We start from the raw sequence: 13,633 nt of genomic DNA on the forward strand, positions 1-13,633 counted from the left end.
AGGTGCTAGTTCGAGCGGCTCAGCGGGTACTTGTAGAAGTTCTGCGCCCACTCGATGGTCCAGATCGTCGGCTCCACGTACACGTTCTTGTCCGCGCCGAGGATCATGCCCCGCTTCATCTTCGCCATCGCCGCCAGGAAGACCTTGCGATCGTCCTCCATGCGCGGCCGCATCACGGTCGACGGGGGATACAGCTCCTTGACCTGGGCCACCGTCGCCGCGTCGTTGATCCACCCGTCGACCCCGTGCTCGCCCTTCGGGAGGCGCGAGCCGCCGGCGTCCAGCCAGTCGCGCAGATCGTTGTTGCCTCGGTTCATGCCGTCCGCATGGCAACCGATGCAGGAGCTGCCGGTGTTCAGGCGGCGGTCCTGGGTGGCGAAGCCCAGCGTGCTGTTGATCTGCGCGTCCGAGGCGTTCTTCTGGAGGCGCGGATCGCGCACGATGTTGACGAACGCGTCGACGCGGCGCTGGTTGATGCCGCCCCAGAGGGAGTACCCCTGAAGGCCGTTCGGCAGATCCCAGATCACCTCCTCCGCCGACTGCTGGAGGCCGTCGGTCCCGGTGTAGTAGCGGCAGTTCAGGTAGCTGCCGCCGGCGTAGCTCGGCGCCCCGTCGCACCCCGGCGGCTCCGTGCCGTTCGGCTGAGCCAGCGTCGCGATGAAGCTGTAGTTGCTCGCCGAGCCGCCGGCCCCGCTGATGAACTTGGGGATCGGGTGGGCCCAGAAGGGGAACCGGATCTGGCCTGTCTCGTACGCCTGCTCGATGGTGGTCACGCCGTCGAGCTGCCCGGAGAAGACGTCCCACGTCTTCCAGTAATACCCGCCGCTCTTCGTCCTGGCCCTGTAGTACATGCGGGAATCGACGGTGATGGCCTGCTTCGTGAGCATGTACTCGTACGACTTGATCCCCGCGTCCTTGATGACGCCGAGCTCGGCCTCGAGATCCTGCGCGTACCAGGGGATCGCCATGATGGCGTTGTAGACGTCCGGGCGTGTCAGCGTGTAGACGAGCTGGCTCGCCTCGATGTAATCCGTCTTGAAGCCGTTGACGTTGGGCGGCAGCACCTGGCTGTCCGTGGCGCCCTCCACGTTGCCGGCGAGGACGCGCCCCCAGACGAGCCGGGCGAAGCTCGGATCCACCTGGACCGTCGAGGTGTATCTGTAGCGCTCCCTGAACGTGACGTCGGAGCCGACGGGCTCACCCAGGTAGTTGACGGAGGTCCTCCCGAAGAAGACGTCGTCGTCCGATCCGCCGAAGTGGAGCTTCGTGACCCCCTTGTTGTAGCCCCAGTAGTTGCGGGTATCGAAGCGGTAGACCATGCCCTTGCCGTTGATGTCCACCGGGTTGACGATCGTGGGGGCCCAGCGCGCGGTCGAGTTCAGGGCCTTCGACAGCCCCACGCGGGCCACGTTGAGCTCCTCTGCGCTGACGCCCGCGTTGTGGAGCTCGTGCAGCGAGGCGTACTTGATGAACTCCGCGTCCGCCGCGGCGACGGTGGCCTTGTCCGTCGCGATCCACGCCTTCACCTGGTCCTCGGTGACCTTCTCGCCGGCCGCGACGGGGCGCGGGGTGGCCGGCAGGGTCGGCGCGACGGCGTTCGCCCACGCCGTGACGGCGTTGAGCATCTGCGTGTTCGCGTCTCTGCAGCTCGTTCCGAAGCAGTTGTGCCGGTCGATGCCCATCCGGACCACGAGCTTGGAGTCCGCCGGCTTCTTGAAGTTGACGCGCGTGAGCGCGTACTCGTGGGCCAGCGCCGGATCGACGTCGGAGTGCATCGGCGCCTGGGCCTTGCCCGTCGAGCTGTGGCAGCCAGAGCAGTTGGCGGTCAAGAGCGGATAGACCGTCGTCTTGAAGGCCTCCAGCGACGCGGCCATGTTGAAGTTCATCTCCTTCGGAAGGCAGACGGCCTCGACGTTCTTGCCGCCCTTCCCGTCCGGGATCTGGCTGTAGCCGAGCGTGCAGCCCGACGCCGGGTTGACCCCCGTGTCGGCGTCGCCGCCGCCGGAGCCGCCGGAGCCGCCGGAGCCGCCCGAGCCGCCAGCACCGCCCGAGCCGCCCGAACCACCGACGCCGGTGCTCGCGCTGCTGGAGCTGCTGCTTGAGCTGCTGGAGCTGGTCGAGCTGCTGGAGCTCGTCGAGCCACCGGCGCCGCCGGAGCCGCCCGAACCACCGACGCCGGTGCTCGCGCTGCTGGAGCTGCTGCTCGCGCTGCTTGAGCTGCCCCCCACGACCTTGAACGTGAACTTCTGGTTATCGCCGTTCGCCCAGCTGTACTGCTGGAGGCCGGCGCCCTCTGCCGTCGACCGCCCGATGACGTCGAGCGCCTTGTTGCTGTTTCGGGCCATGATCCGCTGGGCGTTGTTGCCGACGTCCACGAACGAAAATTGCTGGCTCGTGGCGTTGCCGCAGCTGGATTGGACGACGCTGGCGCCGTTCGCCGTCGATCCACCGTTGATCCCGAGGCAGAGGCCGCTGTTCACGTTCCGCAGCCGGAAGTATCCACTCCCCGCGGACTCCGCCCGGAACTGCTGTCGCGTGGAGCCGTTGCACGTGGCGATCTGCGCAGCCGCCGAGCTCGCCGTGCTGCCCCCGCGTATCTCGACGCACTTGTTGCTCTGCACGCCGACGAGCGTGTAGACCGCGTTCGGGTCGATCGTGAGGCTCTCCTCGAGCGCGTCGCCTTGCTCGCTGCCGGTGTCGTCCAGACCAGCGATGCATGAGACGGCGAGAAGGCTCGTCGCGGAGGCAAGCAAGGCGCTCCTTGATGCGAATCTCATGTTGTTCTCCTCTATCAAGTAAGAAGTACGGTCTATCTACAGCTCGACGCTGCCCTTGCGCTGGTCAGGGGCTCTCGACACGCAATGCGCGACGAAGGCTCCGGAGGGACGGCCGCGGTGGTCATCGGTCATCGCCCCCCCAGGGGATCTCGATCGCGAGGTGCGGAGCTGGAGGACTCGTTCGACAGGCGGTCAGGCACCGCTAAGAGGATTACTCTTGTCTCGTATCGTGTTGCGAGTCAAGCCAATCATGCGTCTCGCCGCGTCATTTGCATGTTCGTTTGCGTGGTAGCTCGCGTGAGCGTTCACATGCTCGAACCCACGATCGCTTGCGTGCTCGTTTGCGTGCTCGTTTGCGTGATCGTTTGCGTGATCGTTTGCGCGATCGCTTGCGTGATCGTTTATAGATCCGCGCAAATACGAACAAATTTGCGCATTTCCGCGCCGGATTCCCGCCCCCCGATCCGCTTCACTTGGCCGTGCGCTTGTCCATCTCGTTCACTTTACCGGCATTTATGAACGACTATTTACGAAGCCACCCACGACAGTTGATGGCCAATGGCCTGTGCTGCAATGTCCCACATCGACCGAGACATTTGGCCTCTCGCGCCCTTTTCGCCCGTGCCACTGAACGGGTCGAGTCTCGCCTGAACGAGAGTTGCCGCGGCACCCCTGGATCATCGGATGACCAGGGATTCGCCATGCGTTGATTCCTGCACAAATCCAGGCAGGTTGCTCCCCCGAAGCGGTGCCCGGAGGGGCACGGGGCGGATCGCCAAGGGCCCAGGGCAAGGAGAGAGCGTCAGGCGATGGTCAACGTTGACAATTTGAGAACAATTTGTCAAGTTCAGGCCTTGACGGTCTGCACGCCGATCACAAAGCTCGTCCGGCGCGTGAGCGAGCCACCCTGGCCGAGCGCGCTCCACCAGGAGGAGCCCGCGCCTCCTCCGGCGACCAGGCGCGAATTCGTCGCCTTCAAGGTCGTGTTCTGTCTCGCCAGGCACCGCGCCTGGCAGGAGGTCGTCCCCTCATGAACGATTCACGGCGTCGCAAAGGGCTGCGGCTCGAGCGGGCGCGCGCTTCAACCCAGTTCAAGGACGGCAAGTTCGAGAACCCGTCGGGCGCCGGCCCCACCATGACCAAGGGCTCGACGCTGCCCGTGCTCGGCGAGTTCTTCTTCCGCCGCGGCCGGCGGGAGCCGCCCGCGCCGTTGCCCGTCGTGCGGCCCCACGAGACCTGGACCCGGCAGAGCGACACCGGACTGCGGGTCACCTGGCTCGGCCACAGCACCGTCCTCCTCGAGCTCGATGGCCGCCGGGTCCTCACCGATCCGGTGTTCGGCGAGCGCGCCTCGCCGGTCTCCTTTGCCGGCCCGCTGCGCTTCCACCCGGTCCCGGCCGCGCTCGACGAGCTGCCGCCGCTCGACGCGGTCCTGCTCTCCCACGACCACTTCGATCACCTCTGCGCGCCGACGATCGAGGCGCTGGCCCGCACGCGCGTCCCCATCGTCACGCCCCTCGGCGTGGGCGCGCTCCTCGAGGCGCTCGGCGTCGACCCGGCGCGGATCACCGAGCTCGACTGGCACGAGCGCGCGGAGATCGGCGGCGTTCGCTTCACCGCGACGCCCTCTCAGCACTTCTCGGGCCGCGGGCCGACGAGCCGCAACGCGACGCTCTGGGCTTCCTGGGTCATCGAGGCGGAGCGGCGCAAGGTCTTCTTCTCCGGCGACACCGGGCTGTTCCCCGGGTTCGAGGACATCGGCAGGCGACACGGCCCCTTCGACCTGGTGATGCTCGAGGTCGGCGCGTATCACCCTGCGTGGGGGACCATCCACCTCGGCCCCGAGAACGCGCTGACCGCGTTCGAGATGCTCGGCGGCGGCACGCTCCTGCCCGTCCACTGGGGCACCTTCAACCTCGCGCTCCACGACTGGGACGAGCCGGCCGAGACGCTGCTCTCCCTGGCCACCGAGCGCGGCGCGCGCGTCGTGACCCCCCGGATCGGCGCCGCGTTCGAGCCCGAGCGCGTCGGGGCGCCGACCCCGTGGTGGCGGGCGGTCGCGGGCCCGCGGTGACGGACGGCGGCCAGCCCCGCTCCGCCGGAAGGCCGCGCCGCGCCTCGCGCGGTCACGCCGCCCGGGGCCTCGTCTCGGGCGAGGACGGCGTGAGCTGCTCGACGGTGTAGGCGTACTCGTAGGTCTTGCGGAACTCGCGCCAGCTCCGGAGCTGCGGCATCCACTCGTCGTCCCGCAGCGCGCTGAGCAGGAGCAGGATGCGCGACTCGGAGGACAGCCGTATCACGGCGTCGCGCGTCTCCTGCGCAGCCATGCAGAGCTCGAGATCGGTCGCCGTGCGGATCCCATGCGCCTTCAGCCTCGAAAGGATGCTCGACGGCGCGTTCCGGGCCGGCTCGGCCTCGTCTCGCGCGTGGAGATACAGGATCGCCTGATCCACGAGGTCGACAAGGCGCGGGGCCGGGATGCGCGTGCGCAGGATGAGCTCGATCAGGTTGTGGTGCGCGAGGTTCTCGATGTTCTCGATGCCCTCCTCGAGCAGGCGCGCCTTGTCGTAGAGCGTGATGCCCTCGAGATGGGTCAGCGGGTCGCGGTCCTTCAGGGTCGGGACGAAGAACGTGACCATGCGTGTCTTGAGCAGGTCATGGAGAACGGCGAGCCCGGTGTCCGGGACGATGCCAATGAAGAAGGCGAGCAGGAGCAGGTGCCAGGGCGCGTTGTCGATGGGCGCCGCGCCGCCCGAGGGCGAGGCGCCCTCGAACGTCTTGCTCATGACCCAGGCCAGGATCGTGGCGATGATGATGCGCACGGAGATGTGGCTGTACGCCTTGGGCCCGAGGTCCGCCCGCACATAGCGGCGGAATACCATGTTGAGCGCAAAGAAATACGTGCCGAGGAACGCGAACGTGAAGGCGGTCCGGTTGGGGATGAACAGGGAGTGAAGCTCGACCGGCTTGTCCCCCAGCGTCTCCGCCACGGACGCCACCGTCGGCAGCGCCGAGATCACCCAGCCGACCGAGAGGAGGAACGTGCTGAGGATGATCGGGACGAAGAACAGCGGACCGCGCCGGGTGTCCAGCGCGTCCTTCATCAGCGGAGAATAGGCCCGCTCCGCCTCGTCGATCGTGCGGAGCGCGGGGTCGAGCCGCAGCACGTCGCGGTGGAACTGCTCCTTCACCACGTTCCGGCGCTGCTCCGCGAACAGAAAGAACAGGAGCGCGGGGAGCGTCGCCGCGGCGCCGATGAACAGCGCAAAGAGGAGCAGCAACGCCAAGCTGCGCATCGATAACGTGAAGATCTCGTGAAGGCGCTTCTCGGCCTGCAAGAGGACCGTGGCGGCGGGGATGCCGAAGCCCACCAGGCACACCCCCAGCATGCCGATCGCGCGCCAGAACTGGTCGCGCAGCATCAACGCGGTGCTGCGATGGCGATGCCGGGCCCAGCGCTCCAGCGACGGGAACACGGTGAACGCGATCATCCCGACGCCGACCGTGCCGAAGGCCAGGCGGGCCCAGCCGTCCAGGGTGACCATGAACAGCGACGTGAGCCCCCCGAGGACCAGCACCCCCGCGATGGCGGCGGCGTCGAGGCTCGGCTCTTCGGACTGGACCGGGGCGCGCTTCTCCACATAACCACGCTCGAGCCAGACGCTCAGATCCAGCCCCTGCGCCGCCGTCTCCGTCGTGCGCACCACGTCGAAAGGCGCCACGACGAGATCGCTGCCGTCGCGCCGGATGCAGATCCGGCGAGCCGTCTTGTTGACGAGCTCGATCTCCTCGGCGGGCGGCGCCTGCCGTACGTCCCCTCGCCCGCTGGGCGGCCGCCGCGCCCGCTCTGGCCTGGAAGGGGGCTGCCCTGGCTCCGGCGAGGCCTCCTGATGGCCTGACTGCCCCTGCCGCCCCCCGGTCGTCGGGCTCACGAGCACGAGCGGACCGCCGTCGCGCTTCGAATCCGAGCCGCTGTGTTGGCGCGACGGCAGCTGCTGCAGATCCTCGATCTCCCCATCTGCCATGGCGTTTCCCCTCGATCGGCGCGGTCGCCCCCTGATCCCTGCGGCGGCGCCTCGACGGCAGGTTGGGGTCCAGTCGAGCTTATGCCCATCGACGCTCCTCCGCGAGAGCGCGCCGCATCGTGGAGGTCCTCCCGGTCGTGGCCCGTCCGGACGGACGCTGCGGGATCGCCGTGGCTCGGCTCCTCGGATATCTCGCCGGGCCCCGTGCCCCCTTCCACTTCCCCTTCCCCTTCCCCTGGCCCCACCCGTTCGCGGCGATGCGCCTCCACCCCCGCGTGCGATCTGATAGAGCCCTGGCGCGTGCGCTCTCTCCCTCTCCTGCTCTGGCTCCTCCTCGCGTCGGCGCCCGCCGCGGCGCGGGCCGACGCGGCGCCGCCCGGCGCACCCTCACGGAAGGCGGAGGCGGCCGCGTCACGGGTGGTGATCGTCGAGGCCGGCGTGAGCGACCCGCTCGTGCTCGAGGCGGCGACGCGGCTGCGGGCAGAGCTCGGCGCGGCCGGGTTCGAGGTGGTGCGCGTCGTGAGAGCGCCCGAGGGCGATCTGCGCGCAGGGCTGGAGCGCGCCGCGAAGGAGGCGGACGCGTTCGCGGCCGTGACGATCGCCCGCTCGCGGACGGGCGCGACCGCCGACCTCTGGATCGTCGATCGGGTGACGCAAAAGACGGTTGTGCGCGCCGTGGAGGCGGCCGGCGCGGCGGCGCCGTCGGTGATGGCCGTGCGCGCGGTCGAGCTCCTGCAGGCGAGCCTGCTGGAGGCGAGCCTGCAGGAGCCGCGCGGGCGCGCCGCGGAGGACGGCGGCGCCGCCGTTCCCGACGACGTGCGGCGATGGATGGCGCCCGTCCGGCGGCGGGCCGGGATGCCCCCTGCGCCGGAGCGGGCCGGGATGCTCGCGGGCGTGGGCGTGGAAGCCGGCTTCGTGGCGCTCCTGAGCGCAGACGGCGTCGGGCCGGCGCTGGGGCCCGCGCTGCGGCTGTCGTACGGGACGGGCGCGGACGGCCGCGGCGGCGCGCTGCCCGCGGGGCTCGCGGCGCGGCTGACGTTCGCTGGGCCGACGCTGGGGCCTGCGCTCGATGGCGAGCACGGCACGGTGTCCGTCCGTCACGAGATGGCCTTTCTGGAGGCGGTATGGGCGCTGGACACGGGCGGCGCGATCTCGCCTGTGCTCTCGGCCGGCGTGGGCGGAATTCACCTGTTCGTCAGCGGTGATCCCCTGCCGCCGCTGCGGAGCGCGACGGGCGATGTCTGGTCGGTCGCCGCGGCCGTGGGCGGGGGCGCCGGGCTGCACCTGACCGACCGCGCGGCCCTCCTGGTGGATGCACACGCGATCTTCGCCGAGCCCCGCGCCGTCGTGACGCTCGGCGGCGAGCGGCTCGGCGCCGCGGGGAGACCGACGTTCGCCGGGTTCCTTGGGCTGCTCGTGCGGCTCTGAGCGGGACCGCGCCCGGGTGGCCCGGCGGGGGGCAGCGAACGCCGGCACAAGGCGGTTTGCCAATGTTGGAGAGGCGCCGATTCCGGTACCGTCTGTGAATCAGTCGATGGCGCGCCCGATGGGGGCGCGGCCTCCTGGTTCGGGTGACAGCGATGAGAGTGCGAAGAATTGCGGCGGCTTTGCTCACCACGGTCGCCTTTTCGACGGGATTTCTCGGCTGCTCTGACGATTCCGACGACGGCGCGGGAGGCACATCGACGAGCGACGGCGCGGGCGCCGGCAGCAGCGGTGCGGGCGCGGCGGGCCATGGCGGCTCCGGCGACGGCGGCTCCGGCGACGGTGGCTCCGGCGACGGCGGCTCCGACGGCAACGACGGCGGCTCCAGCGCCCAGAGCGGCGCCGGGGGCGACGGCGGCTCCGGTGACGGCGGCTCCGGCGACGGCGGCTCCGGCGAAGGGCGGGGGCTCGGCGCCCGGTGCGAGAAGGACGCGGACTGCGGCCGGCGCGGCCTCTGCTTCACGGAGTCAGGCGACGAGTTCCTCGGCGGCGGCCCGGCGGGCGGGTACTGCACGACAACGTGCACGGGAGACAGCGATTGTGAGGGCGAAGGCAGCGCGTGCTTCGACGGCCTCTGTCTTCTCGGCTGCGCCGCGGGCGAGCCCCCGCTCGAGAGCCTCGTCGACGAGCTCGATCCGACGAAGTGCCGCGGCCGCGAGGAGCTGCGCTGCGAGGACATCGACGATGTGTCCGTGTGCATGCCGAACTGCGGATCGGACAGCCAGTGCGGCGGCCGGGCGTGCGATCCCCGCTGGAACATTTGCGTCGACGAGCCCACGCAAGGGCTGCCGGCAGGCGCCGCGTGCGCGCTCGAAGCCGACGGCCCGGATCCCTGCGCGGCGTGGTGCATCGACATCGGCGCCGACGTCGGCGTGTGCGCCGGGCTGTGCGGGATCGGCGGGGACGTCGCCAACGAGGACTGCGGAGGGCTGGAGAACGGCCTCTGCAGGTATCCCCTGGCGGAAGATCCCGGGGTTGGTGACCTCGGTCTGTGCGCGCCCGCGTGCGACAGCCACAGCGACTGCCTGCTGCCGCACGCCTCGTGTGTGTTCTTCGGCGTGGAGACCAACGGATTCTGCCTCTTCGACGTGACGAAGTGCTCGAAGGGCCAGAGGGTCTGCGCGAAGGGAGAGATCTGCACCGCGACGCCTGAAGGCCGCTTGTGCCTCGACGAGCATTACCCCCTGGAGGACCCGAGCACAGGCGGTGCGGGTGGTGGCGGCGGCGCCGGTGGAACGGGCGGCGCGGATGGCACCGGTGGCGCCGATGCCACGGGCGGCGCCGATGCCGCGGGTGGCGCAGGCGGCACGGATGCCGCAAGCGGCGCAGGCAGCACGAGCGGCGTGGGTGGCGCAGGCAGCACGAGTGGCGCGGGCGGCACGGATGGTACCGGCGGCACGGATGCCTCGGGCGGCGCAGGCGGCACGATTGGCGCGGGCGGCACGGATGCCTCGGGCGGCGCAGGCGGCACGATTGGCGCGGGCGGCACGATTGGCACCGGCGGCACGGATGCCTCGGGTGGCGCAGGCGGCACGATTGGCGCAGGCGGCACGAATGGCGCAGGCGGCTCCCTCGATGGGTCGTCGGTATCTGCCGGGGGCGCCGAGTAGCGGGAAGCGCGATCAGGGCGCTGGCCGCTCCTGTCCAAGCAGCAGCGTCGTCGCTTCGGGCGCTCGCCAGTCCCTCGCGCCCGTGAAGCGGAGGGACATCCTGCCGTCCGCCTCCACCAGGAAGGTGTCGGGCAACGTCGAGACCCCGAACCGCTGCTGCACCGCGGGGGATCCGGCCCGCACGACGCCGGGAGGGACCTCGCCCCCGAAGAAGGCGCGCACGACCTCCCAGTTCTCGTCGACGCTCACGGCCACGACCTGGAGCCTCCCGGCCCTCTCCAGCTGCTGGCCGAGCTCCAGCAAGCGCGGGAGCTCGGCGCGGCAGGGGGCGCACCAGGTGGCCCAGAAGTGGAGCAGCACAGGCCGGCCGCGCAAGGCGGCGGCGCGAAGCGAGGTCCCGTCCGGCTGCTCGAAGGCAGCGTCGGGCGCGCGCTGGCCGTCGTGGAGCCGCTCGACCGCGAAAGGGCGGCCTGGCCGCCCGGCGTCACGGCGGCGCTCCACGGCCCAGTAGAGCCCCATCGCGATCGCCTGGACGAGGATCAGGACGCCCGCGGCGGCGGCGATCGTGCGGAGGCGGGAGCGCGCGCTCACCGGCTACTCCGCCGCAGGCGACAGGGCCGGGCCGGCGCGCCGCGGAGGCTCGGAGGCGCCCGCCTCGCCGGCGGCGTCCGCGCGGAGCCTCCCGCCGACCACGCTGTAGAGCGCCGGCAGGACGAGCAGCGTGAGCAGCGTGGAGGAGATCACGCCGCCGATCACGACGGTCGCGAGCGGGCGCTGGACCTCGGCGCCGACGCCCGTGTTCAGCGCCATCGGCACGAAGCCCAGGGAGGCGACGAGCGCCGTCATGAGGACCGGGCGGAGGCGCCGCTCGGCCGCGAGCTCGATGGCGTCCCGCACCGGCATCCCGGCCGCGGTGAGCTGCCGGATGGTCGAGACGAGCACCATGTCCCCGAGCACCGCGACGCCCGACAGCGCCACGAACCCGACGCCCGCGGAGATGCTGAACGGCAGATCGCGAAGCCAGAGCGCGACGACGCCGCCGATCGCGGCGAACGGGACGCCCGTGAAGACGCGGACCGCATCCAGGAGCCGCCCGTACGTGAAGTAGAGCAGGAGCAAGATCAGCCCGAGCGCGATGGGCACGACGACGAGCAGGCGCGCCTGCGCCCGCTCGAGGTGCTCGAACTGCCCGCCGAAGCGGACGTAATAGCCGGGCGGGAGCTCGACCTCCCGATCGAGCCCCGCCCTCGCCTCCTCGACGAAGGTGCCCACGTCGCGGCCGCGGACGTTCGCCTGCACAACGATCCGGCGCTTGGCCCACTCGCGGTTGATCGCGGCCGGCCCCTCGGTCGTCCGGATCTTCGCGAGCCGCGCGAGGGGGATGCGCTCCCCGCCGGCCGCGGTGACCAGGATGCGGCCGATGGAGGCGGGGTCCTCCCGGTAGCGATCGTCGATGCGCAGCACCACGGGGAAGCGGCGCTCGCCCTCCTGGAGCTGCCCCACTTCCCGCGCGCCGAGCGCCTCGACGACATCCAGGACGTCGGCGGCCGCGATGCCATGGCGAGCGATGGCCGCGCGGTCGACCTCGATCTCGAGGACGGGCTGGCCCGTCACCTGCTCGGTCACGACGTCCGCGGCGCCGGGGATCTTCTTGAGGGCGGCCTCGATCTCGCGCGCCTTCTGCTTGAGCGTGTCGAAGTCGTCGCCGAACAGCTTCACCCCGAGATCGGCCCGGATCCCCGCGACCATCTCGTTGACCCGCATCTCGATCGGCTGCGTGTAGATGACGCGCATGCCCGGCATCCCCGCGAGCTCGGATTCCATCGCCTGGACGAGCTCGTCCTGCGTGGCGGCGCGCTTCCATGCCTCCCGCGGCTTGAGCGTGATGAACATGTCGGACAGCTCGAGCCCCATCGGGTCCGTCGCCACCTCCGCCGTGCCCGTGCGCGTCCAGACGCGCTCGATCTCGTCCGGGAACCTCTCCAGCAGGACCCGCTCGAGCCGGGTGCCGTAGCGGATCGACTCGCCCGCCGAGACCCCCGAGAGCCGCACGGTGTTGGCGACGAGGGTGCCCTCACGGAGCCGCGGCACGAACTCGGCGCCGAGCCGCGTCGCGAGGAAGGCCGCGTTGCCGAGGAGCAGCGCGGCCCCGGCGAGCACCGCCCAGCGCCACCGCAGCGCGAGCTGCAGCGCGGGCCGGTAGGCCCGCTTGAGGAGGCGCACGAGCACGTTCTCGCGCTCCTTCATGCGGCGCGGCAGGAGCAGGCTCGCGAGCGCCGGCATGAGCGTGAGCGACAGGATCATCGAGCCGATGAGCGCGAAGATCACGGTGAGCGCCATCGGCCGGAACAGCTTCCCCTCCGCCCCCTCGAGCGCGAGGATCGGCAGGTAGACGATCATGATGATGAGCTCGCCGAACATCGTCGGCCTGCGGACCTCGATCGAGGCGTCGCGCACGACCTCTGTCGTGCTCCGGTCGCTCGTGTCCTCCGAGAGCCGCCGGACCGAGTTCTCGACCATGATCACCGAGCTGTCGACGACGAGGCCGAAGTCGATCGCGCCGAGGCTCATCAGGCTCCCCGCGACGCCCGCGCGCAGCATGAGGTCGAACGCGAAGAGCATCGACAGGGGGATGGCCGAGGCCACGATGAGCCCGGCGCGGAGGTTGCCGAGGAAGACGAAGAGCACCGCGACGACGAGGAGCGCGCCCTCGAGCAGGTTCTTCCTTACGGTGCCGAGCACCCTGTCGATGAGCTCGGTGCGGTCGTACACGACGGCGACGTCGACCCCCGGCGGCAGGCTCTTCTCGACCTCCGAAAGGCGCGCCTTGAGCCGCGTCGTGACGTCGTGGCTGTTCTCGCCCATCAGCATGAAGCCGAGGCCGAGCACGACCTCCCCCTTGCCGTCGGCGGTGACCGCGCCCCGCCGGATCTCGCGGCCCTCGACCACCCGGGCGACGTCGCGCACCCGGATGGGCGCGCCGCCCTTGGCCGCGACAACGATGTCCTCGATGTCGCTCACGCGCGTGGCGATGCCGATGCCCTGGATCAGGCTGGATTCGCCGGCCTGGTCCAGGTTGCCCCCGCCCACGTTGGCGTTGTTGCGCTCCAGGGCTTCCGAGAGGTCGTGGAGGGAGAGCCCCCGGGCGGTGAGCTCCGCCGGGTCGACGAGCACCTGGATCTGCCGCTCATCGCCGCCCCACGCGTTGACCTCGGCCACGCCGCGCACCGAGCGGAGCTGCGGAGCGATGACCCAGTCGTGGACCATCCGCAGCTCGCTCAGCGACTTGCCCTTGCCCGTGACCACGTAGTGGAACACCTCGCCGAGCCCGGTGGCGACCGGGCCGAGCTCCGGGCGATGGATCCCCGGCGGCAGCGTCACGGTCTGGAGCCGCTCCATGACGACCTGGCGGGCCAGGTAGATGTCCGTGTCGTCCTCGAAGCGCGCGGTGACCTGCGAGAGGCCGAAGCGGGAGAGCGAGCGGACCTCCTCGAGCCTCGGAAGGCCCGAGATCGCCTGCTCGACGGGGGCCGTGATCTGGCGCTCGATCTCGACGGGGGAGAGGGCCGGGGCGACGGTGTTGATCTGCACCTGCACCGGCGTCGTGTCCGGGAAGGCGTCGATCGGCAGCTGGCGGAACGCGAGGACGCCCGCGAGGGAGAGGCCGATCGAGGCCAGGATCACGAGGAAACGGTGGCGGAGCGACCAGGTGATGACGGCGTTCAGCATCGCGCGC

8 protein-coding genes are annotated in these 13,633 nt (G+C 70.6%); 3 read left to right on the forward strand and 5 right to left on the reverse strand.

Annotation, left to right across the window (positions count from 1 at the left end):
- Positions 1-5: 5 nt before the first annotated feature.
- Positions 6-2,777, reverse strand: a complete 2,772-nt coding sequence (locus ACSRUE_RS34080) for an RICIN domain-containing protein (protein ID WP_441287233.1) — start codon at positions 2,775-2,777, stop codon at positions 6-8.
- Between the two features lie 847 nt (positions 2,778-3,624).
- Positions 3,625-3,756 carry a hypothetical protein gene (locus tag ACSRUE_RS34085; protein WP_441287234.1) on the reverse strand — a complete coding sequence of 44 codons (132 nt, stop codon included), beginning with the start codon at positions 3,754-3,756 and terminating at the stop codon, positions 3,625-3,627.
- 51 nt (positions 3,757-3,807) lie between these two features.
- Between ACSRUE_RS34085 and ACSRUE_RS34090 the strand changes: the two genes are divergently transcribed.
- Positions 3,808-4,851 (forward strand): MBL fold metallo-hydrolase, encoded by a 1,044-nt coding sequence (locus ACSRUE_RS34090; RefSeq protein ID WP_441287235.1) that lies wholly within the window; start codon positions 3,808-3,810, stop codon positions 4,849-4,851.
- A gap of 52 nt (positions 4,852-4,903) precedes the next feature.
- On the opposite strand, the gene ACSRUE_RS34095 is transcribed toward ACSRUE_RS34090, so the two are convergent.
- Positions 4,904-6,802: a hypothetical protein gene (locus ACSRUE_RS34095; RefSeq protein WP_441287236.1), complete on the reverse strand. Its 1,899-nt coding sequence runs from the start codon at positions 6,800-6,802 to the stop codon at positions 4,904-4,906.
- 300 nt (positions 6,803-7,102) lie between these two features.
- Between ACSRUE_RS34095 and ACSRUE_RS34100 the strand changes: the two genes are divergently transcribed.
- Both ACSRUE_RS34100 and ACSRUE_RS34105 read left to right on the forward strand, forming a co-directional pair.
- Complete coding sequence (locus ACSRUE_RS34100) at positions 7,103-8,230, forward strand: hypothetical protein (RefSeq protein WP_441287237.1); 1,128 nt, start codon at positions 7,103-7,105, stop codon at positions 8,228-8,230.
- Positions 8,231-8,409: 179 nt separating this feature from the next.
- Positions 8,410-9,897, forward strand: coding sequence for a hypothetical protein (locus tag ACSRUE_RS34105; protein WP_441287238.1), 1,488 nt, complete (start codon positions 8,410-8,412; stop codon positions 9,895-9,897).
- Positions 9,898-9,909: 12 nt separating this feature from the next.
- Here the strand turns inward: ACSRUE_RS34105 and ACSRUE_RS34110 are convergent, their stop codons facing one another.
- Both ACSRUE_RS34110 and ACSRUE_RS34115 read right to left on the reverse strand, forming a co-directional pair.
- A complete protein-coding gene (locus tag ACSRUE_RS34110) occupies positions 9,910-10,488 on the reverse strand; it encodes a redoxin domain-containing protein (protein ID WP_441287239.1) in 579 nt (192 codons plus the stop codon).
- A 3-nt stretch (positions 10,489-10,491) separates the two neighbouring features.
- On the reverse strand, positions 10,492-13,626 hold the full coding sequence (locus tag ACSRUE_RS34115; RefSeq protein WP_441287240.1) for an efflux RND transporter permease subunit: 3,135 nt from the start codon (positions 13,624-13,626) through the stop codon (positions 10,492-10,494).
- Positions 13,627-13,633 lie beyond the last annotated feature (7 nt).

The sequence above is a fragment of the Sorangium sp. KYC3313 genome, assembly GCF_052075895.1.
GTDB lineage: Bacteria > Myxococcota_A > Polyangia > Polyangiales > Polyangiaceae > Sorangium > Sorangium cellulosum_B.

Excerpts from the sequence above, each read along its gene's own strand:
- ACSRUE_RS34080 (WP_441287233.1), bottom strand. The coding sequence starts at position 2,777 with ATGAGATTCGCATCAAGGAGCGCCTTGCTTGCCTCCGCGACGAGCCTT.
- ACSRUE_RS34090 (WP_441287235.1), top strand. The coding sequence starts at position 3,808 with ATGAACGATTCACGGCGTCGCAAAGGGCTGCGGCTCGAGCGGGCGCGC.
- ACSRUE_RS34095 (WP_441287236.1), bottom strand. The coding sequence starts at position 6,802 with ATGGCAGATGGGGAGATCGAGGATCTGCAGCAGCTGCCGTCGCGCCAA.
- ACSRUE_RS34115 (WP_441287240.1), bottom strand. The coding sequence starts at position 13,626 with ATGCTGAACGCCGTCATCACCTGGTCGCTCCGCCACCGTTTCCTCGTG.